This is a genomic window from Streptomyces sp. NBC_01803, from assembly GCF_035917415.1.
Lineage (GTDB): Bacteria > Actinomycetota > Actinomycetes > Streptomycetales > Streptomycetaceae > Streptomyces.
The window spans coordinates 1,297,331-1,320,650 of record NZ_CP109073.1 but is presented as its reverse complement, the minus strand read 5'-3'; the positions used below and the strand labels follow the sequence as shown (position 1 = coordinate 1,320,650).

21 protein-coding genes and 3 pseudogenes are annotated in these 23,320 nt (G+C 69.5%); 16 read left to right on the top strand and 8 right to left on the bottom strand.

Features of this window, described 5'->3' with window-relative positions; translation table 11 throughout:
* Positions 1-77: 77 nt before the first annotated feature.
* A complete protein-coding gene (locus OIE51_RS05410) occupies positions 78-1,532 on the bottom strand; it encodes an FAD-dependent monooxygenase (RefSeq protein WP_326595928.1) in 1,455 nt (484 codons plus the stop codon).
* A gap of 64 nt (positions 1,533-1,596) precedes the next feature.
* Between OIE51_RS05410 and OIE51_RS05405 the strand changes: the two genes are divergently transcribed.
* Positions 1,597-2,196 carry a TetR/AcrR family transcriptional regulator gene (locus OIE51_RS05405; RefSeq protein WP_326595926.1) on the top strand — a complete coding sequence of 200 codons (600 nt, stop codon included), beginning with the start codon at positions 1,597-1,599 and terminating at the stop codon, positions 2,194-2,196.
* Between the two features lie 68 nt (positions 2,197-2,264).
* Here OIE51_RS05405 and OIE51_RS05400 read toward each other — a convergent pair whose 3' ends face one another.
* A complete protein-coding gene (locus tag OIE51_RS05400; protein ID WP_326595924.1) occupies positions 2,265-2,915 on the bottom strand; it encodes a TetR/AcrR family transcriptional regulator in 651 nt (216 codons plus the stop codon).
* A 66-nt stretch (positions 2,916-2,981) separates the two neighbouring features.
* On the opposite strand from OIE51_RS05400, the gene OIE51_RS05395 reads away from it, so the two are divergent.
* Entirely contained in the window at positions 2,982-3,644 is a 663-nt protein-coding gene (locus OIE51_RS05395) for an O-methyltransferase (protein ID WP_326595922.1), read from the top strand.
* A gap of 141 nt (positions 3,645-3,785) precedes the next feature.
* Here OIE51_RS05395 and OIE51_RS05390 read toward each other — a convergent pair whose 3' ends face one another.
* Positions 3,786-4,310: a hypothetical protein gene (locus OIE51_RS05390; RefSeq protein ID WP_326600819.1), complete on the bottom strand. Its 525-nt coding sequence runs from the start codon at positions 4,308-4,310 to the stop codon at positions 3,786-3,788.
* 190 nt (positions 4,311-4,500) lie between these two features.
* Between OIE51_RS05390 and OIE51_RS26870 the strand changes: the two are divergent.
* Positions 4,501-5,440: pseudogene (locus tag OIE51_RS26870) on the top strand (IS630 family transposase); the annotation flags it as partial.
* A 97-nt stretch (positions 5,441-5,537) separates the two neighbouring features.
* On the opposite strand, the gene OIE51_RS05375 reads toward OIE51_RS26870, so the two are convergent.
* The gene (locus OIE51_RS05375) at positions 5,538-6,266 is read right to left on the bottom strand and encodes an SDR family oxidoreductase (protein WP_326595918.1); all 729 of its coding nucleotides are present in this window, start codon (positions 6,264-6,266) and stop codon (positions 5,538-5,540) included.
* 76 nt (positions 6,267-6,342) lie between these two features.
* On the opposite strand from OIE51_RS05375, the gene OIE51_RS05370 reads away from it, so the two are divergent.
* The 3 genes and pseudogenes from OIE51_RS05370 to OIE51_RS05360 form a co-directional block, all read left to right on the top strand.
* Positions 6,343-6,720, top strand: coding sequence for a MerR family DNA-binding transcriptional regulator (locus OIE51_RS05370; protein ID WP_210590149.1), 378 nt, complete (start codon positions 6,343-6,345; stop codon positions 6,718-6,720).
* Positions 6,721-7,080: 360 nt separating this feature from the next.
* Positions 7,081-7,416, top strand: a complete 336-nt coding sequence (locus tag OIE51_RS05365) for an RICIN domain-containing protein (protein WP_326595913.1) — start codon at positions 7,081-7,083, stop codon at positions 7,414-7,416.
* A gap of 122 nt (positions 7,417-7,538) precedes the next feature.
* Positions 7,539-7,817 (top strand): annotated as a pseudogene (locus OIE51_RS05360) (transposase); the annotation flags it as partial.
* Positions 7,818-7,905: 88 nt separating this feature from the next.
* Here the strand turns inward: OIE51_RS05360 and OIE51_RS05355 are convergent.
* A complete protein-coding gene (locus tag OIE51_RS05355; protein WP_442811868.1) occupies positions 7,906-8,232 on the bottom strand; it encodes a DUF1259 domain-containing protein in 327 nt (108 codons plus the stop codon).
* Positions 8,233-9,081: 849 nt separating this feature from the next.
* Here OIE51_RS05355 and OIE51_RS05350 point away from each other — a divergent pair.
* From OIE51_RS05350 to OIE51_RS26865, 3 genes and pseudogenes are all read left to right on the top strand, one after another.
* Positions 9,082-9,720 (top strand): choice-of-anchor C family protein, encoded by a 639-nt coding sequence (locus tag OIE51_RS05350; protein ID WP_326595908.1) that lies wholly within the window; start codon positions 9,082-9,084, stop codon positions 9,718-9,720.
* Between the two features lie 234 nt (positions 9,721-9,954).
* A complete protein-coding gene (locus tag OIE51_RS05345; RefSeq protein ID WP_326595906.1) occupies positions 9,955-10,167 on the top strand; it encodes a hypothetical protein in 213 nt (70 codons plus the stop codon).
* Positions 10,168-10,421: 254 nt separating this feature from the next.
* Positions 10,422-10,646: pseudogene (locus OIE51_RS26865) on the top strand (transposase); the annotation flags it as partial.
* A 430-nt stretch (positions 10,647-11,076) separates the two neighbouring features.
* On the opposite strand, the gene OIE51_RS05335 reads toward OIE51_RS26865, so the two are convergent.
* The gene (locus tag OIE51_RS05335; RefSeq protein ID WP_326595902.1) at positions 11,077-12,066 is read right to left on the bottom strand and encodes a hypothetical protein; all 990 of its coding nucleotides are present in this window, start codon (positions 12,064-12,066) and stop codon (positions 11,077-11,079) included.
* Positions 12,067-12,740: 674 nt separating this feature from the next.
* On the opposite strand from OIE51_RS05335, the gene OIE51_RS05330 reads away from it, so the two are divergent.
* The 5 genes from OIE51_RS05330 (at position 12,741) to OIE51_RS05310 (ending at position 16,411) form a co-directional block, all read left to right on the top strand.
* Positions 12,741-13,253: a hypothetical protein gene (locus tag OIE51_RS05330; protein ID WP_326595900.1), complete on the top strand. Its 513-nt coding sequence runs from the start codon at positions 12,741-12,743 to the stop codon at positions 13,251-13,253.
* Positions 13,250-13,693: an ATP-binding protein gene (locus OIE51_RS05325; protein ID WP_442811867.1), complete on the top strand. Its 444-nt coding sequence runs from the start codon at positions 13,250-13,252 to the stop codon at positions 13,691-13,693. The genes OIE51_RS05330 and OIE51_RS05325 overlap by 4 nt, the downstream gene beginning before the upstream one ends.
* Positions 13,690-14,091, top strand: coding sequence for a hypothetical protein (locus tag OIE51_RS05320; protein ID WP_326595896.1), 402 nt, complete (start codon positions 13,690-13,692; stop codon positions 14,089-14,091). The genes OIE51_RS05325 and OIE51_RS05320 overlap by 4 nt, the downstream gene beginning before the upstream one ends.
* Positions 14,092-14,661: 570 nt before the next feature.
* Positions 14,662-15,264, top strand: a complete 603-nt coding sequence (locus OIE51_RS05315; protein WP_326595894.1) for a hypothetical protein — start codon at positions 14,662-14,664, stop codon at positions 15,262-15,264.
* 223 nt (positions 15,265-15,487) lie between these two features.
* Complete coding sequence (locus OIE51_RS05310) at positions 15,488-16,411, top strand: endonuclease/exonuclease/phosphatase family protein (RefSeq protein WP_326595893.1); 924 nt, start codon at positions 15,488-15,490, stop codon at positions 16,409-16,411.
* A 731-nt stretch (positions 16,412-17,142) separates the two neighbouring features.
* Here OIE51_RS05310 and OIE51_RS05305 read toward each other — a convergent pair.
* On the bottom strand, positions 17,143-18,309 hold the full coding sequence (locus OIE51_RS05305; protein WP_326595890.1) for a Dyp-type peroxidase: 1,167 nt from the start codon (positions 18,307-18,309) through the stop codon (positions 17,143-17,145).
* Between the two features lie 103 nt (positions 18,310-18,412).
* Between OIE51_RS05305 and OIE51_RS05300 the strand changes: the two genes are divergently transcribed.
* A complete protein-coding gene (locus tag OIE51_RS05300; protein WP_326595888.1) occupies positions 18,413-19,753 on the top strand; it encodes a right-handed parallel beta-helix repeat-containing protein in 1,341 nt (446 codons plus the stop codon).
* A 7-nt stretch (positions 19,754-19,760) separates the two neighbouring features.
* On the opposite strand, the gene OIE51_RS05295 is transcribed toward OIE51_RS05300, so the two are convergent.
* Positions 19,761-20,651 (bottom strand): hypothetical protein, encoded by an 891-nt coding sequence (locus tag OIE51_RS05295; RefSeq protein ID WP_326595887.1) that lies wholly within the window; start codon positions 20,649-20,651, stop codon positions 19,761-19,763.
* A gap of 141 nt (positions 20,652-20,792) precedes the next feature.
* Here OIE51_RS05295 and OIE51_RS05290 point away from each other — a divergent pair, with 141 nt between their 5' ends.
* Complete coding sequence (locus OIE51_RS05290; RefSeq protein ID WP_442811866.1) at positions 20,793-23,318, top strand: SdrD B-like domain-containing protein; 2,526 nt, start codon at positions 20,793-20,795, stop codon at positions 23,316-23,318.
* The last annotated feature ends 2 nt before the right edge of the window (positions 23,319-23,320 follow it).

The window sequence follows — 23,320 nt, the reverse complement described above, 5'->3', positions numbered from 1 at the left end:
CAGGAAGATCGCTGCTGCAGAAGACGCAGGCGAAGTCGTCCTCCTCCACTTCTTGGGTGAAGTGACCGAGTTCCCGCTCAGCTTGCCGTCACGGCGGCCAGGTAAGCGGTGACGGCGGCTGCGTCCTGGGCGCGCAGTCCGATGTGTCCGTCCGGGCGGACCAGGATGAGTTCGTCGCCGTGAGCCTGATACGCCGACCGTGCCGTGGCGTGCGGGTCGAGCAGGTCGGAGCCGATCGAGTAGGCATGGACCCCGGCGAGGTCGGGCAGTGGGCCGACGCCGAACTGGTAGAGCGTCCAGTCGCCGCCGCGCTGCAGCTCGAACAGGCGCACCGGGCGCCCGTCGGGCCAGGAGCAGAGCGCGTCGGGGCTGCGGTCGCCCGGGTGCGGGCCGGCGCCGTCCCAGGGCGGGCTGAGCGGGCCGCCACGGTAGGTGATCCCAAGGCCGGACATCGCACCGAGGTCGGAGTCCTCGAACCGCGCGAAGCGCGTCAGCAACTCCTTGGAAAGGCCCAGCACGGCTGCGGCCATCGGCAGCCGTTCTTGCTCGTAGGTGTCCAGCAGCGGCTCGGGCGCGCCGTTGAGGACCGAGGCCAGTTTCCACCCGAGGTTGATCCCGTCGTGGATGCCAGTATTCATGCCCTGGGCGCCCGCGGGTGCGTGGACGTGGGCGGCGTCTCCGGCGAGCAGGACGCGCCCGATGCGGTAGCGGTCGACCATCCGCTCGTTGTAGCGCCAGCGCGAGGTCCACAGGGCTTCGCGGAGCGTGACGACTCCGCGGCCGTAGGCGTCGTCGACGAGAGCCTGGTAGGTGGCGAGTGTCGGCTCGATGTCGCCGTCGCTGTCGTCGATCTCGGCGTGGAGCACGAACGAATCGGTCGCGGGCAGCGGCACCAGCGACAGGCGCTGACCACCGGATCGGCGACGGGCGTGCCACCAGTCACGGTCAACGCCGTCGAGGCGGAAGTCCCCGAGCAGCATCTGCCGTTCTTCGCGGGTCACCCCGAGGAACGACACGCCCGCGAGCTTGCGGACGGTGCTGGACCCGCCGTCCGCGCCGACCAGCCATCCGGCGCGCAAGCGCTCGCCTGAGGAGAGTTCGACGGTGACCTCGTCATCGCCGGGCCGCATGCCGGCCAGGCTCGTGCCGAATTCGACCCTGGCGCCGTACCCCGCGAGCAGGTCACGCAGGGTTTCTTCCAGTCGCCACTGCGGCAGAACCACCGGGCGGGCGAACGGTGTGGTCGGTGTCGGCTCGACACCCTTGGTCATGTCGTGCTCGTGCACGCTGCCGTCCGGGTCTACGTACCGGATGACCAGGCGGGACCGTCCGGCGGCGAGCAAGCGCCCTGCCACACCGAAGCCGTCCAGGAGTTCGAGCGTGCGCGGCTGGACGCCCTTGCCCCGACTCCCGAGCCGTGGTCCGGGTTGAGCGTCGACGATGCGCACCTTCACCCCCTTGCGGGCCAAGGTCGCAGCGGTGATCAGGCCGGTCGGGCCGGCTCCCGCGATGAGAACTTCAGTGGCAGTCATGCGCGAACCATAACGCTAACAAGTTAGGAATTCGTAACACGTTAGGCTTTGCTACCCTGGTCCGATGGATCCGAAGGTGGGGCGCCGGGAGCGCAAGAAGGCGGCGACGCGGAACCACATCGCGGAGGTCGCGCTGCGCCTCTTCGTGGAACACGGCTATGACGAGGTGGGCATGCGCGACGTGGCACGGGAAGCGGACGTCGCCGTGACCACCGTGTTCTCACACTTCGCCTCCAAGGAGGCACTGGTCTTCGACCAAGACGAACACCACGAAGAACGCCTGGTCGGCGCCGTAGCGAACCGGAGCCCCGATCAGCCACTGCTCAACGCGCTGCGCGCCGAAGCGCTCAACGCCGCCCGATGGTTCTCCACACCGAAATCCATCTCGTTCTGGGCCCTCGTCGAAAGCTCGGCCACCCTGCGTGGCTACGCCTCCCACATGCAGGCGCGGCACGAGCAGGCCCTCGTCTCCGCCATCGCCTCAGACCCCGAGGCACCCACGTCCGCCACCGCCTGTCGTGCGCTCGCCCGCTTCACCCTGGACGCCTACTCCCTGGCCCGGGACGCTGAGAACCCGCTGGCCGCAGTGGAGGAAATCTTCCATCTCATCGAGCCCGGCTTCGCGCCCGCAGCGGGCCGGCAGTCAGCGAAGCCGCTGAAGTAGCCGCTCTTCCTCACGCCCGGGCTGCAATTTCGATACACGGCCTAACAGTCCCTGGGTCTGCTGATCGGTCAGGACTTCGTCCGCGTCGTCAACTTGTGCCGTCGGAGGAACGCGTCGACGAGCCCGTCGGTGAATTCGTGGCTGATCGGTTCGTCGGTCACCAGCACGCGGTAGTAGAGAGGGCCTACGAGCTGGTCCGTCTCGGCCGCCATGTCGAGGTCCGCAGGCAGTTGGCCCCTGTCCACGGCCCGCTCCAACGGCAGGCGGTCGCGGCGGCGTTGCCCGTCGAGGTATCGGGACCGGAAGTCCTGGGCGAACACCGGATCGTGCTGCGCCTGGGCGATCAGCGCCTTGAAGACGGCGCCGGGGTCGGACTCACTGAGGAACCACGCCAGTCGGCGCAGATAGTCGCGCAGGTCGAGGGCGATGTCGCCGGAATCGGGAGCCGTAAGGTCCTCGGTCGCGTCCTGGAGGAAGGCGTCCATCAGGACGTCGGTCTTACTCTTCCACCAGCGGTAAATGGTCTGCTTGGCCACACCGGCCCGTGCGGCGATGCCCTCCATCGTGACGCCCGCGAAACCCTTCTCGACGAGCAGGCCGTCGGCCACCTGCAGTACTGCCAGCCGGGCCTGTTCGCTGCGTCCGTGCCGGTTGCCGTGGTGACGCCGCCCCGATCCGCCGGTGCTGCTCGCCTCGGCGGCGTTTGTCGCAGGTGCCATTTCGCCTCCCGTCGGTCAGAGTATCGCCCCTAGAAATGACGCAACGTTGCGTCTACTCTAGCTCCCATGACACACACCCACACGCTTGCCGACCCCCGCATCGAGGCAGCCCTCGGCCGGATGTTCGAGCGAGCCGAGCAGGACGAAGTCACTGCCGCGCGCGTCAGCGCGCAGCTGCCCGGCGGGTTCGCGCCGCTGACACCCCAGGAGCAGGCCGACGCCGTGGCGGAGGTCTACATGCCGATCTCCGCCAGAGGCGGGGAACTGCTGTACAACCTGGTCCGGGCCGTCCGCCCGGCCACGGTCGTCGAGTTCGGCATGTCCTTCGGGATCTCCACGCTGTACCTGGCCGCGGCCGTACGGGACAACGGCACCGGACGCGTCATCACCACGGAACTCAGCAAGGACAAGATCGCCGCAACCCGCCGGACCTTCACCGAGACCGGCCTGGACGACCTGATCACCATGCTGGAGGGAGACGCCCGCGACACCCTCCGCGGCCTCGACGACCCCGCGGACTTCGTCCTGCTGGACGGCTGGAAAGAGCTGTGCCTGCCCGTCCTGCGGCTTCTCGAGCCGCGTCTGCGGCCCGGCACACTCGTCGTGGCCGACGACGTCGGCCTGAGCAGTCTGCGGCCGTACCTCGACTACGTACGCGACCCGGCGAACGGATACCAGAGCGTGACGTTCCCCGTCGAGGACGGCATGGAGATCAGCTGCCGCCTCTGAGCGGCGCGGCGAAGCACACCCGGCCGGATCGAGACGAACTACCGCGCCCGCGCATATCCACTGCCACTGCTGCGCTGCTGCCAGGCCCGCGTGCAGCCGGCGTGGCCGGTGCCTCGTGCGAGCAGCCGATTGATCACGACATCACACGGGCCCTAGCGACCGCTGGATCAGGCTGCGGATCTCCTCACCCGCCAGGCCGGTGTCCAGGCGCTCGACAACGGCCTGGATGGCGGCGGTGCCGTCATCCACGGGCCGGTGCCGATAGCACCGGGGACGTCCCTGCTCGTCCCTGGCTACGGTCTTCAGCGTCCTGCCGCAGGCCGCACACAACCGCCGGTCGCCGTCGGTCCGCTTCAAGTCGTTCGGTCGGCCGCAGTCGGCGCATCGCGGCAGGACCAGCCGCGATGCGCCCTGCGGCAACAGGCCGCGGATCAGCAGCTCGACCAGCCGCGGCCCCGCCGGGCGGCCGGAGATCAACAGCTCCGGATCTTCCTCCAGAGCCTGGGCCAGCCGCCGCTGCTTGGCCCGGGTATCGGCCACGCGGTCGACCACCGCTTCCACCACCTCCGGCGCGAGAGCTGGCTCCATGGCGGCGACGACGTCGATGATGACGGCCCGCGGCTGGACCAGAAACCGCGCCGGACCGCCCACGGGGTCTGCGCTCACTTCGGCTCAGGTTGAATCCGGGTTGGCCGAGGACGGAACGAGCGCACCCCACGCTCGGCTACCTCGCCACCCGCTGAGACCTTGCGCGGGCGGGCTGCGGCGGCGACCGGTTCGATCAGCTCCTCCACTTTCCCGGAGTGGTGGTGCGGGTTGTCGGGACGGTCGAAGTTGCTGGTCAGCCGGGGGAGGGGTGAGCGTCCGTTCGGTGCAGCGGTGGCGGCGGACGTGGAACGAGGGCGGTCCACGTGCTCTGCGGTCACAGGGGCCGGCATCGTTTCCGAGGCTGAGCGAAAAGGAGTTCGCGCAGCTGGAAGCGGAGCTGGCCAAGGGTCCGGCCGCGCATGGCTGGGAGGATCAGCGGTGGACGCCGGCGCGGGTCACAACGGTGATCGGCCGGCGCTTCCACCTGACGTACACGATCCAGGGCGTGCGGAAACTCCTGGTCCGCAACGGCTGGTCCTGCCAGGTTCCAACCCGACGCGCTGTCGAGCGGGACGATGACGCGGTCGCCGGGTGGGTCAAGGAGGTGTGGCACTGCGCGGAAGACTCGCGGCGGCTCGTGGAGCCTGGCTCGTCTTCGAGGACGAAGCCGGATTCTCCATGACGCCGCCGCAGGCGAGGACCTGGTCCCAGCGCGGCCGGACACCGGTGGTGCGGGTGCGAGGCCGTTCCCGCAGACGGATATCCCTTGCCGCACTGACCTGCTACAAACCCGGCCACCGCTCAAGGCTGATCTACCGGCCACGCAGAGACGACGGCCGACGCGACGGGCGCAAAGCTTCTCCTGGCGCGACTACCGGGACCTGCTGATCGCCGCCCACCAGCAGCTCGGCGGCCCGATCGTCCTGGTCTGGGACAACCTCAACGTCCACAAAGCCGCCGACCTGCGGCAGTGGGCGGCAGCCCGGGAGTGGCTGACCATCTACTACCTGCCGCCCTACGCACCCGACCTCGACCCCGTCGAAGGCATCTGGTCTCTCCTGCGACGCGGATGGCTCACCAACGTCGCCTTCAGTACCCCCGAACACCTCGACCAGCGCATCCGACGCGGCTTACGCCTCATCCAGTACCGCAGTCACCTCATAGACGGCTGCCTCGCCGAGACCGGCCTGACCATCGGACCCGCCTGATCAGCGACACGACACCACGAGTTCAACCTCAAGTAGAGGAGTTCGAGAGGCCGATGGAGAAGCAGCCGACCGAAGTCCGTGCGGCCCGAGGGGCCCCTCAGGCCGCCATCAGCGCCGCCAGGGCGCGGTCCATTGCGGCGTTGAACTCTTCCGGCGTCAGCGGCAGACGGGACTTGACGTCCCGACTCCACTGGTCGGCGAGGACCTCGGCGGAGCCCGCCTCAACACCGTCGAGCGCCGCGTCGGCCAGGTCCGACGGAGCGATCTTGTCCACGGGCCAGCCCGCCGCCATGTCGGTGTCGGCCAGGCCGAGGTGTACCGCTGTGACGAGCGTGCCCTGCTCGGCGAGCTCCAGGCGGACGCCGTTGGTCATGGCCCAGGCGGCGGCCTTGGTCAGGTGGTAGGCATTGGCGCCCTTGCCCCCGAACCACGACATGGCGGAGAGAACGTTGACGATCGCGCCCCCGCCGTTCCTGGCGAGCGCCGGCGCGAACTCCCGGATCATTCCCAGGTGGCCGAACATGTTGGTCTCCAGCTCGTGCCGCACCGCGTCCAGCGAACCGGTCACCAGGTCGGTCCCCGTACTGATTCCCGCGTTGTTGATGAGCAGCGAGACGTCCGGGGCGGCCTCGGCGGCGGCCCTCACGGATGCGGGATCGGCGATGTCGAGGGGCAGCACCTCGACTCCGGGCAGGTCCACGGTCTCCGGTCGGCGGGCCGTCGCGTAGACCGTGCGGGCGCCCCGTTCGAGCAGGCGCTGGGCGAAGGCGCGGCCCAGGCCGCGGTTGGCTCCGGTGACAAGGGCGACGGAGTTGTTGATATCCATGGCCGGTACGCTAAAACCTGACGCTGGCGTCAGAGGCAAGTGCTGGTCGTCAGAGCCAGGGGTGGGAGGAATCACCATGACTGTCACAGTGGCCGCAGCCGAGCGGTTGATCCGCATCGGCGAGGTGGCACGAGGTGCCGGCGTCTCAGTGCGCGCCGTGCGCTACTACGAGCAGCAAGGGCTGCTCATCGCGGAGCGCAGCCCGTCCGGCCAGCGCCTGTACCGGCAGGACGCCATCCCCCTGGTCCGCTTCTTCCAGCAGATGTTCGCCGCCGGCCTCACCAGCCGAAGGATCACCGAACTCCTGCCGTGCTGGGACTCCGGGCACACCGACGCCGAGCAACGAGCCATGCTGCGAGCCGAGCGCGAGCGCATCCAGGCCAAGATCGACGACCTGCAGGCCGCCCTGGACCACCTCGACGAGGTCATCGCGATCACGGACACGCACCCGTAGGCGTGGTCGGCCAGACGTCTCATCAGCGATCTGACCTCGCTGTCTTGGTTGGGGCGATGAGGAGTCGTTGAGGGGGAACTGTTGTCGGGCGGCCGACGCGATTTTCGGTGTTCGGGCAGGGCGGAGACCAGCGCGGTGGTCTGGTTCTCCAGGGTCTTTCCGGTCGTAGGCCGTCAGGGTTTGCCGGTCAGCCGGCAGGACGGTGTAGTGCGGCCATGCGATGGAAGGCCCTGACCCCTGATGTTGCACACACGAGACACTGGATCCTGAGGATCTGAGAAAGAACTGCTGACGTTCGGCGGTCAGTCGCCGCGTCAATCACGGTCATTGCGGCGTCCCCACGGCGGAAGGCTGCAACGCATGCGTATCCCGACCATGACCGGCACGGCCCTCGCGCTGGCCGCAGCGGCTCTGTCCCTCGGCACGGTACTGCTCTCCCCCGTTTCGGCGGCGGATGCCGGCACCTCGGCCGCGCCCAGGCCCGGTGCCCCCGCTGCGGGAGCGACCGGTGGCCTTCTCATCAACATCGACAGCGGCAATTGCGCGGACGCGCAGTGGAGTCACAGCAATAGCACGCCTGTGGTCCAGTACGACTGCTACGGCGGAAACACCCAGCTCTGGTACGGAGGCGCTACTCATCCCGCCACCGGCCAGAACGGCAGCTTGGACTCTCAACGCCCCGTCCAACGTGGCTAGCTGGGCGCAAGCCGGCTGCTGAAAACCGGTGCGACAGCGGTGCGGTCTTGGTGTGATCATTGTGCGTTGTCGAGACGCTGTTGATCATTCCAAGGCCGCAAGGATGAATCCGCTGCAAGACGCTGTCCGCGTCGAGTCCCCGACCCGTGCTGTCCCGGTTCCGGACCGACTTCTACAATTGCCTGACCGCCCGCGCCGACGCGCTGTTCGAGCTGGCCGACGCCGCACTGTGCACCGACGGGCCGGTGCGGTCGCTGGTCGACCTGGCCCTGGCAGCGGAGCACCGCCGCGGACACGGTGCCCTCTACGCCGGCCTCAACCGGGGCGGTCTCGACGTCGCGCGGCTGCGGCGGGCTCTGGCCGGGGTGCCACTGCCGCGAGCAGCCGACGCCCGGCTGGTCACCGGCGGCCACCCCGGACTCCCGTGCGACAGACCGGCGTTGAGCCACGGTCGGGGAGTGCCGCAGCGTTTACCCGGACTCCGGCCGATCAGACCTGGATGCCGGCCATGTCCTCGCTTTCGCGCCAGAGCTGGTCGCGGGCCTCGTGGGCGAGGAGATGCTTGTGGATCGCTGTCTGCCCGATCCCGTGCGCGTACAGCGCGTCGGCCACCCGCTGCGATTCCCTCTCGGTCACGGCCAGACCGCCCATCACCATGGTGCTGCCGTCCGCGTAACGGACGAACGGCACATTCGAACTCAGGGCCAACGGTGGGGTAATGGTGATGCCGTAGGAGACCATGCGAAGATCCCGGCGAGGGAATTCCACGTGGTACATCAGTCCACGATTCACCTCGCCCGCCCGGCCCAGCACCATCGCGACGTCACTCCAGTCCGCCTCGGGTGGTGGGAACCGGCTGAATCAACTCCCCGTGGTCCGCCGTCTCTTGCGTATGCCTCGCCCGCCGCGATTCCGCTGCCGCGCATTTCATTTGAGCATAAGGGCTGGTCTCACCGCCGCTGCCGAGGGAAAGTAACCGAATTAATTTCAACGCCCCTCGCAACGAACGCCGGTGCGTCGTACGGTACGGCGTTCCCTGAATCGTTGAGGTTCGTGCCCGCCGGGAGGCGGCGGCGGAATCGCCTGCTCGGTCTCCATCAGCACACCGCCGACAAGTGGCAGCGCGAAGCCGGAGCCCTCGGAGCCGAGTACGCCGCCGACCTCACACATCGCTGAGATCCGAGGGCGACGCCAGCGGATACTGATCAAGCCAGCGTGACGAGCACAGCGGACTCCCAGCCTGGCCCCACTCCCGGGCATGACATCGCGTGTCGGCGGACGGTGTTCTCTCCCCAGCTACGAACATGCGAAAGCTACGAACACGCGAACGTGGCCAGCTGCTTGGACGGCGAGCGGCGGGGCCGTCTGATAGCCAACGTCTTTCCGGCTGCGTATCTCGATCAGGCTGCGGCATCACGGCGGAGCACGGACCAGCCGGGAAGGGGCACCCTTTACTCGTTGCTCACGAGACCGACGAGCCACTCGCCTATCGCAGGGATTTTGCCAAAACCAGCAGTTGGACCAGATACCGGGAAGGCGGCTATCAACGCGCCCGTCGGTCGCCTCGGCGCGCCCCCGTCCCGGGGTGGCCCTGCCCGATGCCGGGCTTGAGAGTGAGGTCAACGGCGCCCATCAGGGCGACGAACCCATCACCAGGGAGGGAACATGGTGGTCAACCGCACCGTGCTGGCCGCGATCGGCATGGCGGGCGTGCTCGTCTTCGGGAGCGGGACCGGGACCGCGCTGGCCGTGTCCGCAGACAGTGCCGGCATGGCGGGCCCCGCGCCCCAGCAGTCCATCCTCGTCAGCTACTTCGACGACGGGAGCTTCGAGTACCCCACCGTGCCGGCCAACTCGTACGCCACGTTCAGCGCGGGGCAGTCCATCGGCCCGTGGCTGGTCACCAGCGGGGGCGTGGACCTGATCCACAGCGGCTTCTGGCAGGCCGCCGAGGGCAACCAGTCCGTCGACCTCAACGCCCTCCAGCCGGGAACGGTGGCCCAGACCTTCACCACGACTCCTGGGACGACGTACACGGTGACCTACGCGGTGGCCGGCAACGTCGACTCCGGCCCGACCGTGAAGACCGGGCAGGTCCTCGTCGACGGTCAGGTCTTCCAGGACTTCGCGTTCGACATCACCGGCAAGACCAAGACCAACATGGGCTACGTGAAGCGGCAGGTGACCTTCGTGGCCTCCGGCACCACCACGACGCTGGCGTTCGCCAGTACCACCCAGGGCGCCGCGGGCCCGGTGCTCGACGACGTGAGGGTGACCGCCTGCTCCTGTTCCTGCTGCGGCTGACGGAACCCATCAGACGCCACAAGGCGGCCAACCCGCCGCCATCCAGGGTGCGGCGCCGTGCCATCGCGTAGCGATCCCGGTGAGCGCTCTTGGCGGCCCTTCGTGTTCCGCGCCCTGGAGAATCGGGCAGCCCTCGGCCCTTCGAGCTGTGTTCGACCACCTTCCGGGTGGGGACGTATCGCCGTACCTGACTGGCCGCATTCACGTGTACGCCACCGGACCGCCCTCTGCCACGTGCAACTGGCACAGCACGCCGAAGCCCTGGAGGCATACGCCGAGGCCGTGGCCCTCCTCGCCCAGCCGGCCGAGCGGAACCCCGCCGAGTACATACCGCGACTCCTGGAAGTCCTGGACGGACAGATCCACACACTCCGGGAACTGGGCAGGAACGACGAGGCCGAGGCCACAAAGACGTGGTCGGCGCAGTGGCGGCAAGCCATCGCCTGACGACGTGAGGCATCCGATCGTCGCAGCCCTCCACGACGATCGCCCCCACCCCCATTGGCTCGAGAAACCAACTGGGCACGGGGCATCTTGATGCCGTAGCTTCCGCCCAGACCCCCATCCTCGAGGCACAAACCCTTACCGGTGGCCGCGCGTCCGGCAAGATGGCTTCAGCCGACGGCATGAGCTGCCCCGGGTTCGGTGAAGTCCTTCAAGCCAGTCATGATCAGGGCTGGCAGGGAGGAGAATGACCGTCGATGGCGGCACCACGGAAGTACCCTCAGGAACTCCGCGACCGGGCGGTGCGCCTGGCATTGGAGTCGGACCGGCCGATCGCGCAGATTGCTCGGGACCTGGGCATACACAAGGAAGCGCTGCGGACCTGGGTGCGTCAGGCCGAGGCCGACGCCGGCAAGCGTCCGGAACAGATGTCATCGGCCGAGCGAGAGGAACTCAAGCGGCTGCGCAAGGAGAACGCCGAACTGAAGCGGGCCAACGAGATCCTGAAGGCGGCCAGGCGCGTTTTTCGCCGCGGAGCTCGGCCAGCCCCAGACGAAGTAGTCGCTGTGGTCGATCACCTCCTCGATGACTTCGGGGTCGAGCCAGTGTGCAGAGTCCTGGACCTGTGCCCGGGCACCTACTACGGCCGCAAGCGTCGGCCCCTATCGGCCCGCGCCCAGCGCGACGCCGTCCTGACCGAGCAGATCAGGGAGGTGCATGCCGCCAACTACGGCGTGTATGGAATGGATCAGCTGGTACAACCACCGCCGGCTGCCCTCCGCGATCGGCAACCTACCCCCTGCCGAGCACGAAGCAACCTACTACCGTTCGACCACCACCCTGGCACCAACCGGCGCCAGCTAAACCGGACTTCACGAAACTCGGGGCAGCTCATGGTGACGCTGCCGATCATCAGGCCGTGAGACTGCGCAGTTCTTCCCCGAACGACCGGACCTCCGGGAGCGCGGGATAGCGGTACAGGAGGCTGCGACGGACCTGCGTCGCGCGGTCGCGAATGGGCTGCACCAGGCGGTCGCTGGCCAGTGCCTGCCGTGCCGCAGCGATCGCGGCGTCGGGTTCCGCCAGCGCGGCGTGGGCGAGCGAGAGATCCAGTCGGGCGATGGCCAGTCGAGTCGGTGCGTGGCGAGGGTTCGAGACGGCCTGGTAGTGGTGGATGGCCTCCTCTGCCGCCTGGCGGGCACGTTGGTGGTCGCCCAGCCAGCCATGTGAGGACGCGTCGAAGGACAAGAGGCGGACGGCGTCAACGGCGAAGAGCCCGGAACCGTGAAGCGGGATGCTGTCACGGTAGCGATGCGTGCGGGAGGCTGCCTCCGTAAAGGCTTCGTGGTTCCCGAGCCGCGCCTGGACGCGGGTGAGCTGAGCAGACAGCCGGATGGCCGCGTTGCCATGCCGGGGAGCCACGGCCAGGCCGCGAGTCGCGGCGGTCAGAGCGTCCAGCGGCCGGTTGTCGTACAGGGCATCGGTGGCCCGAACATCCTCCGCCCACGCGCAGATCTCTGTGGCCTGGGCCTGTTCGCCGGCGTGCCAGGCGTCATCGCACAGGGCGTTCACCAGGTCCCCACGGCCCAGATCGTGTGCGATCCAGGCGAGGATGACCGAGAGCATTCCGGCATGGTGAGCCAGGTCTCGCCCTTCGCGCAATGTGTGGCGGAGTTCCGACAGTTCGGCAGCCCGGTGACGATAGGTCATCACGAGGGGCCAGAGGTCACGTGGTGGAAAGGTCGAGTAGGCATCAGCGAGGTGGTGCACCGCCAGTTCCAGGGACTCGATGTCTCCGGGCGAGAGTTCGCTGTGAGTCGCCTGTCGGGTGTAATTCCGGATGGTGTCGGCGCTGGCGGACTCGGGAGTCGTCAGCGGGCTCAGAGCGGTTCCACCGAGCATGGCGAGCGCGTTGCGTCGGTCCGTAGGATCACCTGCTTCGCCAGGCGCCGCCACAGACGACGCGAACGAGATGGGAGATGGGCTCCCGGCCGTGGTCCCGAGAGCAGTAGGCGGAGTGCGGGCCTGAGCGGTCCGCGAGGCGTCACTCTCCGCCCGGCCGCACGCAGCGGATGTCGCGAATCCGAGTTGGGCCATCGGCTTTTGGAAGTGCGTTTCGAGGACGCGCTGGCTCAACGGGTGTGGCATCGGTGGGTTCGCCGCCTCCCACTTCCGGTACTGCCGGAGGCTGAAGCTCGCGCGCCTGGCGATCTCCCCCTCGGCGTACATGCGGTCCGCGCACGCCTGGAGATCCTGGACGATCTCCTCTTGAGTGCGTTTCCTCGCGGTGCGCAGACCTCGCAGCGGAACGTTGACTCCGTCGCTCGCCACCACCATGGGCACCTCTCGGTTCTCTCACCTCACCTCACGGTAACGGCTCCCCGAGGTTCAAAGGAGCCTCCATCCGGCGCAACGGCGGCACGCGCCTCAAAGGGCCGGTCGAAGGCCAGCGAAAGGCCGCCGGGAGGCAAGCGGAAAGACCTGTTCACACCCCCGGAGCTTCGCTGCACTAGGTGATGCGGCGCGCACCGTGCGTGCTGACTCAGCAGTGAGGTCGGTTGTAGGGGAGCTACCTGATGGTGATGCATACCGTGCCGCCGCCAGAAGATCAGGCGTTGACCACATGTCTGGCCCGTGCCGCGTCGGTACTGGGAGCTGACGGGGTGTGGGCCGAGAACCCGGTCGTCCCCCGACGGTTGCGCTGCGGGATCACGTTCGACGCCGTGGTGTGCGATCTGTCTCTGATCGAGACGGCCTACCGACTGCTCGACAGGTACGAGCAGCAACTCGGTCCGGCCTTCGTCGTTCCATCGTTTCCGGTCGGCGCCCTCCTCGTTCCGGTTGGCGTCGAGGCCCGGTGGCCCGACATGGTGGCGGCCACCCAGTGGCCCGCGCGGGCTCCGCACCCCGTCTGCCTGGGGCGGGGGCAGATGATCGAGGTCCCGGCTCCGGCAGCCACCGCCGCGTCGTTGACCAGGTGGCTGCGCCAGCCAGAGTTTCTCTTCGGCCTGCCTCCCCACCTGACCAGCCCGATCCAGCTCGCGCGCTGCCTCGCTGAGGCCCTTCTCATCAGCCAGGGGACCCGATGAAGGCGCGGCGACACCGCGGAGTGGCGGCCCCCGTCCCGGACGCCCCGAACCCTTCGCCGGAAGGTGTCCGCGAGTGGGAGATGGCGCGCGACGACCGGGCGCCGCGGGCAGCGCGTGTGTGCGTTCAGGAGGCGCTCGTCGCCTGGGGGTTGACGGGTGTAGTGGACGAGGTGCTGCTCCTGTGCAGTGAGCTGGTCACCAACGCTGTGGTTCACGGTGCGGCTGAGCGGATCTGGGCGTGCCTGACGTACGGCGGGGGTGTGCTGCTGCTCGCCGTTGATGACGGGTCGCCTGGGCGGGCGTACGTCCGGGAGGCGGGTCCTGAGGCGGAGAGCGGCCGGGGGATGGCCATCGTTGAGGCGCTGTCCGCCGGGTGGGGCACGGACGGTCCGCGCACCTGGTGCACGGTCACCGTGCCGGAAGGAGGCGGGGAACGGTGACGACGAACAGCGGTCGCGGACCCGGTTCGGGTGATCTGTCGGACACGGCCCGCGCTGCCGACGTGCTGGAGGTGGCGCGCCGCGTGCTGCTCGACGCGGGGTTCCTGTGCGAGGCCGCTGTCGTGCTGGCCCGCATCGGCGAGGCGGCCTGCCGGGCCGGTGACCGGGCCGCCGCGATCCAGGCTCTGCGGCTGGCCGAGCGGGAGTTCGCCGCCCTGGGGCGGGACGACTGGCGTGCCCACTGTCTGGTGTGGGCGGGCCTGGCCGCCGGCCGGGACAACCCGGCCGACATGCGCGCCCTGGGCGCGCAGGCCATGTGCCTGTCGCCCGACGTCGTCCATGCCGCCGCGCGGTCCCTGAAAGCGGCGCTGATCACCGGCCGTATACCCGTCGCCTGACACCGCCGTATCCGAAGCCCCCGCCTGCGATGGAGCCTTCCGATGACCACCGCCGTATGCCCGCCGCAGTACCGGATCGAGGGCCAGGCCCTGATCCTCGGCGAGGCCGGTGTCGTCCTGATGATCCGGCCGTCGGCCGGCCGTTCTTCCGGTTGCCCGGGGGAGTCCGCGGCCGGGCGAGCCGTTGTGGGGGACGGTCGTCCACGAGCCGCTCGACCAGGCCGGCATCGAAGTTCACCCGCGACGTCCTGGTGGCCGTGGACTGGCTGCCGCCGGTCGAGGACACGGGCTGGCCTGGCACGCACATGCACGTCTACGACCGCGGGACGTCGACAACGAAGTCCCCGCACCGGGCGACGGCTGCGAAGTCCGGTGGATCTTCCCCGAGGAACCTCAACGCCCACTGCGCGCCTCCCACGGCCCACCGTGTCCGCGCCGCGGTGTGTCGGCAGCGGCCCCAGCGGACGGTATCGCCGAACCCGGCTACGGCACCGCTCTTTCTCCCACCTCCAGAGTGACCCCCCGGTCATCCGGCCCCGTCCCCGCCTCCGCACGACGAAGGATCTCTCCGTGCCTCCAGCTTTCCCCGGCCCACTCCCGACGGCGATCCTCGGTGAGGCACTCCTGGCCAGCCCGAGGGGTCACCTGCTGCTGATGCGCCCTCCCGGCGAGGAGCACTTCCGGCTCCCAGGCGCCGTCGTGCCGGATGGTGCCCGGGACTGGGAGGCGACCGCCTCGGCCGTGCGGGACGCGACCGGTCTCCGCGTGACGCTGCTGCGGCTGGTCGCCAAGGACTTCCTTCCGCCGGGCACCGCAGCCGCTACGCCTGTCTCCCAGCACCGACCACGTAGCCCGCGCCAGGACCGGCGCCCGGCCGCAGCGGCAGCGCGGATCCACCTGGTCTACAACGCTGGGCACGTTCCGGAATGGGCCGTCCCGCCGGGGGACAGCGGCCCACTGCCACCGCAGGTGCGATGGGTTTCCCGCGACGACCTGGATTCCTGGTGCGCACCGAGGATCGCCGCGCGGATCCGCGCGGCCTGTTGGGCGGCCATCACCGGGACCTTCGCCGAGCTGAACCACGGCTGCCCCATCCGACGCAACGACGTCCCCGGGGCAGGTTGCCCCGCCTGCCTGCGCACCTTCGACCCGGAAACCACCGCCTGCACGTGAGGGCGCTTCCCTTCCACTTCGTCAACAGCGTCTGCGCCCTGGCCGACCGTGCCGGCCTGACCCGTGTCCGGACCGGTCACACCCTGCCGCCCACCGGCACGGAGATCGATGCCCGGCCACATGGTCGGCCCGCACTGGCATCACCACGTGACGGAACCCCTTCCTGCCCCATCCACCCCGAACCCCGAGGGAATTCCAGCCCATGGCTCATCAGATCACCGTCGTGACCAGCGACTTTGAAAGGAACGGCGGCGGCGACCGCGCCAAGTGGACGGCCATGCACGAACGTCTCCGCTCGCTCCACCCGGACCTGCTACTGCGCCAGGAACTCGTCGGGTGCGCCGCGGCGGGGCGCGAGTCGGAGCTCTGGTATGACTCCGAAGAAATGCTGGGGATGCGGGGCTGGCTCGGCCCCGGTCCCGGAGCGACCGCCCTGTACATCTCCGACGCCTTCCGCCCCGTCCGCAACTGGGCGAACGAAGTCGGCCTCGGCCTGTGGGAACTGCCGCCCACGGTCCTGAGCGTGATCCTGGACGGCACCACCGTGCCGATCGTCTGCGGCAGCGTCCACCTCGCCTACGACTCCGCGCCCCTGCGCGAACTGGAATCCGCCTGGCTGACACGCCTGGCCGACAAGTGGCGCCACATTGACGGCTACAACGACCAGACGCAACTCCCGGCACTGATCGGCGGCGACTTCAACTCCGACCCTGTCCCCGGCCCTGACGGGGACACGGCAGTCCCGAAGCTGCCCCTGATCCGCGACATGCCCCACCGCGCGCACCGCAGCCGCCCCGGGACCGGCCGGCAGCGGGTCATCGACACCGTCGCGGACGAGAACCTCCACACCGCCGGCCTGTTCGACACCGCCCGCCACCTCGCAGGCGTGTGCGGCAAACCAGATGTGCTCGCACCCACCATCGCGGCCAGCCCGACACACGGCCCGGCCCGCCGCATCGACCGCATCTACCTCTCCGCCGCACTGACACCCGCCGTGGAGAACGTCGAAGTCATCGACATGACCGGCCTGTCCGACCACCACGCCCTCCGCGTCACCCTGCAGCGCGACACACTCCACGACCTCCTCTCACACTGGCCGGTCGAACACGCCGCAGCCACCAGCCGAATGACCGACGCACTGCCCTGAACCCCCTGGTACCCGCTCCGGTGGCAGGTCTTCGACGGGCTGGTTACCCCCCGGCCGCTGCGGCGGCCGACAGCCCCCGTTCCCCTGACCTCCCACTCTCCACGTTCTGGAGTTGATCGTGATGGACGCGTTCGCCTGCGCCTTGACGGCGTTGCCAGTTGAGGTGACGGGCACCTGCCGCGCCCTCGGGGTCCTGCCGGAGGAGGCGGTGGTCGACCGCTTCGATGTGGCGGCGGCCTGCGGGCTGCCCCTGAGCGGGCGGGCCGGTGCTGCTGGTGCCAGGTGCTCAGGGCGTGTACGGAGGGGGCGAGCGCCTGGGCGGCGGGAGTGAGGGCGTAGGTCTGGCCGCTGGCGCGTATCCGGCCGGTGGGCTGGATGAGGCGGTGGAGTGTCAAGGGCGGCGTGCCCAGAACAGGGCATGTCCGCTGTCGCCCTTAGGGATGAATCCTCCCGCTCGACCGTCATGCCGGCCTGTTCGATCCGCTCACGGTTGGTACCAGCATCCGCATGGTTCCACCACATCGGGGCGCCGCCCCCGAGCCAGTTCTCCTCGGTTCCGGTCCACTCGCCGTGTCCCGTGGTGGCCACGAAGCAGCCTCCCGGGCGGAGCCACCTAGCTTGAGGGACCCCTGATCGCGGGGACACCGTGTGGTGTCCGAACGTCTCAGGGTCGGGCCGCTGGACGATACCGTCGATTCATATCCGCGGAGGTCACATGTGGTGATCGTGGATCAGCCGAACAGGGTGGAACCGAGCGGGCGTCGCGGGTCGTAGCCGGGGAGGATCAGGAAGGTCGCGCTGGCGGTCGTGGTGGTGAAGGGCAGCAGCGCGTCGGAGGTGTCCATGCGGGCGAGCGTGGCCGTGAAGGTCCGCAGGTCGTTCTGGAAGCTGATGAAGAGCAGACCGGGGGCAGGGTCGTCGATGCTGTAGGAGCGGCGGAGCATATGGCCGACGCCGACCACAGTGGGGTTCGCCCTGCGTACGTGGGCGTCCACGGGGATGAGATAGCGCCCGTCGGGTGTCTTGGCGCTGAGTCCGGGGGCCGAGTCGACGCTGCCGCCGGAGAGGGGTACGCCGCTGGCCCGGCGCCGCCCGAAGACGGCCTCCTGCTCGGCGACGGACAGGGCGGCGAACCGTGTCAGGTCGATTTCCATGCGCCGCAGTACGGCCAGGGTGCCGCTGGCGACCGCGGGGGGGCCGGCCAGCCACAGGTCACGTTCCTGCTCGGCGGTGGTGTGCGGGCCCACGATGCCGTCGATGAAACCGAGCAGGTTGCGCGGTGCGGAGCGGTCCTCGGCCACGGGCACCTCCGTACCGCGGCGTCCGAACTGCCGCCAGCGCTCCTGGATGCGGTCGCCGGCCTGGTCCAGGAGCGCGGCGGCAGCGACCGGCAGGAGCAGGGCGTCGCCGGCGCAGATCTGGATCAGCAGATCACCGCCGCGTTCCCGCGAGGCGACACGCTCGCGGGAGAACCGCGGGAGGTCGGCCGCGCCGGGCAGTGTGGCACCGGCCGTCCGTACCAGCCGTGGGCCCACGCCGACGGTCACGGTCACATCGCCCGGGGACCGGCCCAGCAGGCGTGGGTCGGACCCGGCGGTGAGGGTCCGGATGGTCTCGCCGAGTTCGGCCAGTAGAGGGCCGGGCATCACCGTGGCGCCGAGGTCGGCCACCAGGGCCAGCAGGTGGGGCTGGGCCGACCGGGGAAGTGTCACGCCCGCCTGATGCCGGCCCGTCACCGCGACCGGCGTGGGCGTGGTCGACGTGGAAGGGGCGGGATCGCCGGACCGGTCGGACCGGGCGGAGTCCCCTGAGCAAACGGCGAGGAGACCGGCGGCCACCGTGGCGCCCGTGACATCGAGGAACGCGCGGCGTGACGGGGGAAGGTCGGCGCGGTGCATGATGCGTACAATGCCACACCCGGCCTGAGGCTGCCGTTCAACCATCATATGGTGAGCGGGAGTTCGACGTTCCGACGGGGCGACGCCGTGCCAGACTGGGATCATGTCTCGATTGGCTCTTCGCGTGATGACGGCTGCCCTGGGCACACTGGCGCTGGTGACCGGCTGTAGCGGCGGTGGCGACGACGGATCGGGCGAGGGTCGGCGGCCGGACGGCGCGGAGGTGACGATCCGGGTGCCTGCCGACGCTCCGACGATCTCGGACGCGGTGTCCCTGGCCCGGCCCGGTGACCTGGTACTGGTGGCGCCGGGCGTGTACCACGAGTCGGTGCTGATCGACACGGAGCGCATCACTCTGCGGGGCGAGTCCCGGGCAGAGGTGGTCATCGACGGGCAGGTGCGGCGGCCGAACGGTGTGGTCGTCACGGCGCCCGGGGTGGCCGTGGAGAACCTGACCGTCCGGAACAACACGCACAACGGGGTGCTGGTCACCGGTTCGGCGGCGGCGGTCACCGCACTGCCGGGGAGCGGTGGCTACGACACCGGCGACGAACCTGTCAGCCTCCTGGAATCGTTCCTGGTATCGCATGTGACCGCGACCCGTAACGGCCTCTATGGCATCTACGCGTTCTCCGCGCAGAACGGTGTCATCGAGCACTCCTACACCTCGGGCGGGGCGGACTCGGGGATCTATGTCGGCCAGTGCAGGCCGTGCCGGATCGTGGTGCGGGACAACGTCTCCGAACTCAACGCGGTCGGTTACGAGGGCACCAACGCCAGTGGTGACATGTATGTGGTCGGCAACCGTCTGGTCGGCAACCGTGTCGGACTGACCATCAACTCCGACCACCAGGAGAAACTGCTCCCGCAGCGCGACGCCGTCATCGCGGGCAACCTGATCGCGGACAACCAGCAGCCGCAGACCCCCGAACAGGCCGACGGCGGCTGGGGCATCGGCATCGGCGTCGACGGTGGCAGCGACAACCGGTTCATCCACAACCGGGTCACCGGCAACACCAACGCCGGGCTCATGATCACCGCGACCGCCGACCTGACGGCGGACCGCAACCGGATCACGGACAACACCTTCACCGCCAACGGCGTCGACATCGGCTGGACGTTCCCCACCGCCACCCAGGGACAGGGCAACTGCCTGGAGGGGAACGAGCTTCTGACGACCGTGCCCGCGGGGCTCGCGTCCACCGCGTCCTGCCCTGTCCCCGCCACATCCCCCACGCCCTCCGGCAGTTGGCGCGGCCCGGCGGCGCCCGCGGGCATTCCTTTCACCGACGTGGCCGCGCCCGGCCCGCAGCCGGAGTTCCCGGAGGCCGGCACGGTCGGCGCCACCGTCGTGCCGGACGTTCCGGCGCTGCCGGTCATCGCGGACATCGCGCTGCCGTCGCCGTCACTGCTCGCCGACGGCGCGCGGGTACGGACCTCATGAGCGGCGGCTACGGCGTCGGGGCGGCTCCGGGCAGCGGCTGGACGGGGACATACGTCTGGGTGTCGAAGTCGAAGACCACCGGCTCGGGCGCGGAGGCGATACCGACCTCAACCCGGTACATGGTGCCGTCCGAGCCGATCCAGTAACGCACGGTCTGTGACGTACTGGTGCTGGTGTCGCCGCCAGGGACGTCGGCACCGGACTCGGCGTCGGCTTCGCCGCTGGCACTGGAATCGGCCTGGGCACGCGGCCCGCTCATGATGTCCGTCCGATGGCCGCGTACCTGCTCCTGCCCGACCCAGGTGGCGCCGTTCTGCGGCAGCAGCGCGGCGTTGTCCGGCCGGTCGCTGCCGAGGTCGAGCACGATGGCCAGCGCACTGTCCAGGGTCATGCCGGATGTCAGCAGCGGACGGCTGTACCAACCGGACGCGGGCGGCGACGCCGGGACAGCTGCCGGGGGGTCCGCCATCGGGTGAACGAGGACGGTGGTGGCCGTCCACCGGATCAGCCCGTCGCTGGACGTGTCGTGCCCGGTCCCTCGCACCACCCCGTAACCGGTGTGGGTGCGGTAGTCGACTGATGCGGTGATGACCAGCCCACCGGCGACGTTCGGCACGTTGATCGTCACTGCCCGGCCTCCGGCCTGGTAGTTGAGGAATCGCGTGACTGCCAGCCGGTTCACTTCGTCCGAGGTCAACGCCCGCGGGGCGGCGGGGCCATCGCCGTCGCCGAGGAGGACGAGGGCGCTGGTCGCGGCAGCCGCGACGCAGACGACGGCTGCCGCTGCCCAACGTAATCGTGGCCACCGGCGACGCTGCTTGATGTTGGTGTCCCGCGCGCTGCTGCTCCGCGCCTTGATGCCCCGCGCTCTGACGTCCCGGGCTCTACTGCTCCACATGCTCCGCACGCGGCGCGAGCATAACAGTTCGCACCGAGGCACCCTCAAACTCCGGGGTTGGCCAGACACTTACGGCTGGTCAACTGTAGTCTCTGCGCGGAAGTCGCTGGGTTTGCATTAGCTCAGGACGAGAGGAGCGCTATGCGATTAGGTGTACTGCTGCGGATGGGGCTGTCTGGTGTGCTCCTGGTAGGGGGCGGCGCGGGCATGATCCTGACCGGCGCCGGGCAGGCCGGAGCCGCGGCCCCCGACGGCACCCTGACCGTCGAGGTACTGCGGGACTTCTTCGGCACCGGCGTGATCAACGCGACCATGGATGTGCCCCAGCGGGGAATCCAGGTCGATGTCCTCGACCTCGAGGGCAACCGTGTCACCGGTGTCACGGATGCCACGGGAAGGGTCGTCGTGCCGCCGTCGAGCGAGCTGACCGGCGGCCGGTACCGGGTCGACGTCACCGTCCCGGAACCCTACCAGGACTATCTGCGGGCGGCGCCCGCCTCGACCGAGCCGAACCACTTCGACAGCTTCACCACGTTCGTGGACGTCTCGGACGGCAAGGACGACTCGGTGACCACCGGGGTCTGGAACCCTGCCGACTACGCACTGCCCGACTCCCGTTACTTCGTGCCGATCCAGAGCGGCGCGGGCGGGACGGACACCCGGGCACTGGTGGCGTTCGGGACGGACGCCCGGGGCACCTGTCCCGAGCAGGAGGCGTGCCCGGAGGTCCTCAACACCCAGGACCAGGTGGGCACGACCTACGGGCTGGCCTACGACCGGTACCGCGACCAGCTGTTCCAGTCGGCGTTCGCCCGGCGGTACACCGAGTACGGGCCGGAGGGCGGTGGCGCGATCTACGTCCAGCCGGCCGACGGCGGTGCCCCGGCGCTGTTCGCGACGGTGCCGGGCGCGGCGGAGACACCGCACGACACCGACAACCTGATCAAGGACGCCGGGTTTACCGACGCGCCGGGCACGGAGAGTATCGGCGGCCTGGCCCTGTCGGAGGACGGCTCGACCCTGTACGCGGTGAACCTGCTCACTCGTAGCCTGGTCAGCTTCGACGCGACCGGGCCCACGGCCTCGGCGCCCGAGGAGACCGTGCCGATCCCCGACCCGGGCTGCGCGTCGGCCGGGGACTGGCGTCCGTTCAGTGTGGCCGCCCACGACGGCAGCCTGTATGTCGGGGGTGTGTGCAGCGCCGAGAGCACACAGGACCGTGCGGACCTGAGGGCCGTCGTCGCCACCTATGACGGCGAGGAATTCACCACCGTGCTGTCCCAGCCGCTGGACTTCGAGCGCGGCAACGTGCTCGTCAGCAACTCCGGCCGCGACCAGGTCAACCACTGGAACCCGTGGAACACCGACCTGGCGGACTGGGACTCCTTCCAGCCGGCCGGCGCGATGATCAATCCGCAGCCGGCACTGGCCAGTATGGCCTTCGCCCGCGACGGCTCGCTGATCCTCGGCTTCCGTGACCGGTTCATGGACGTCGTGAGCTGGGGCGGGCTGGACCCGAGGCCGGGCAACGACACACCGCAGAACGGGATGTCCGGCGGCGACATCAATATGGCCTGCGCCAGGCCCGACGGCGGGTACGACTGGGAAGGCACCGGAATCTGCCCCGACCACGCCACGGGCCCGACCCTTGACGGGGTCCAGCCCGGCAGCGTCGTCGAGTACTTCCCGGGTGACTTCTTCCCGAACGGCGGCTCCGCGACCCAGCCCGGGCCGCACCAGGAGTCCTCCCTGGGATCGGTCGCCTATATCCCGCAGCAGCAGTGGATCGTCAGCACCCAGATGGACCCGACCGGCCGGGTCATCACCAGCGGAACCGGCTACTACGACGTCGCCACCGGCCTCGGCCCCGGCAACGACCCGGTCAACAACGCGTACGAGTTCGTCGGCCCGAACCAGAACGGGTTCGGCAAGGCCGGCGGCCTCGGCGACATCGCGTACGCCGCGGCGAACGCACCGATCCAGATCGGCAACGTGGTCTGGTACGACGGCGACCGCAACGGCCTCCAGGACCCGGGGCACGTACTGCTGCCGGGTGCGACGATCAACCTCCTGGACGCCGATGGCGAGCAGGTCGCCACGACCACGACCGATGCCGCCGGTGAGTACTACTTCGGCGGGGTCGGCGCGGACTACGAGCTGACACCGGGCGCCGAGTACACCGTGCAGTTCGATGTCTGCACGGCGGACACCAGCGGGGTACCGGGCCAGCCGGCTGCCACCGACCTGCGGTTCACACGGCCGCGCGCCGGTGACGACCGGGTCCATGACTCCAATGTGACCCCGCCGACCTCCGGCCGGCTCTGCAACGGCTACGCCCCGGTCACCGCGCCGGACACACCAGGAGGGGTCGATCACACGATCGACGCCGGCGTCCACATCCCGGAGCCGGAATCCCCGACACCGACACCGACACCGACGCCGACGCCGACGCCGACGCCGTCCCCGACGCCGTCCCCGACGCCGTCCCCGACACCGCCCCCGGCGCAGTCGACGGGCCCGGCGCCCAACACCCCGGCACCGGGCGGCGGCCTCGCCGAAACCGGTATGTCCGGCCTCGGAGGCGTCATCGCCCTCACCGCCGTGCTGCTCGGCGCGGGCGCGACAGTGGTCCTCATCACCCGTCAGCGGCGCGCACGACACCACTGACA

Bases quoted from the DNA above. Each gene is read 5' to 3' on its own strand.
- OIE51_RS05330 (WP_326595900.1), top strand. From the start codon at position 12,741: ATGGTGATGCATACCGTGCCGCCGCCAGAAGATCAGGCGTTGACCACA.
- OIE51_RS05335 (WP_326595902.1), bottom strand. From the start codon at position 12,066: ATGCTCGGTGGAACCGCTCTGAGCCCGCTGACGACTCCCGAGTCCGCC.
- OIE51_RS05325 (WP_442811867.1), top strand. From the start codon at position 13,250: ATGAAGGCGCGGCGACACCGCGGAGTGGCGGCCCCCGTCCCGGACGCC.
- OIE51_RS05365 (WP_326595913.1), top strand. From the start codon at position 7,081: ATGCGTATCCCGACCATGACCGGCACGGCCCTCGCGCTGGCCGCAGCG.
- OIE51_RS05350 (WP_326595908.1), top strand. From the start codon at position 9,082: ATGGTGGTCAACCGCACCGTGCTGGCCGCGATCGGCATGGCGGGCGTG.
- OIE51_RS05410 (WP_326595928.1), bottom strand. From the start codon at position 1,532: ATGACTGCCACTGAAGTTCTCATCGCGGGAGCCGGCCCGACCGGCCTG.
- OIE51_RS05290 (WP_442811866.1), top strand. From the start codon at position 20,793: ATGCGATTAGGTGTACTGCTGCGGATGGGGCTGTCTGGTGTGCTCCTG.
- OIE51_RS05375 (WP_326595918.1), bottom strand. From the start codon at position 6,266: ATGGATATCAACAACTCCGTCGCCCTTGTCACCGGAGCCAACCGCGGC.
- OIE51_RS05370 (WP_210590149.1), top strand. From the start codon at position 6,343: ATGACTGTCACAGTGGCCGCAGCCGAGCGGTTGATCCGCATCGGCGAG.
- OIE51_RS05300 (WP_326595888.1), top strand. From the start codon at position 18,413: ATGTCTCGATTGGCTCTTCGCGTGATGACGGCTGCCCTGGGCACACTG.
- OIE51_RS05295 (WP_326595887.1), bottom strand. From the start codon at position 20,651: ATGTGGAGCAGTAGAGCCCGGGACGTCAGAGCGCGGGGCATCAAGGCG.
- OIE51_RS05305 (WP_326595890.1), bottom strand. From the start codon at position 18,309: ATGCACCGCGCCGACCTTCCCCCGTCACGCCGCGCGTTCCTCGATGTC.
- OIE51_RS05355 (WP_442811868.1), bottom strand. From the start codon at position 8,232: ATGGTGCTGGGCCGGGCGGGCGAGGTGAATCGTGGACTGATGTACCAC.
- OIE51_RS05400 (WP_326595924.1), bottom strand. From the start codon at position 2,915: ATGGCACCTGCGACAAACGCCGCCGAGGCGAGCAGCACCGGCGGATCG.
- OIE51_RS05395 (WP_326595922.1), top strand. From the start codon at position 2,982: ATGACACACACCCACACGCTTGCCGACCCCCGCATCGAGGCAGCCCTC.
- OIE51_RS05405 (WP_326595926.1), top strand. From the start codon at position 1,597: ATGGATCCGAAGGTGGGGCGCCGGGAGCGCAAGAAGGCGGCGACGCGG.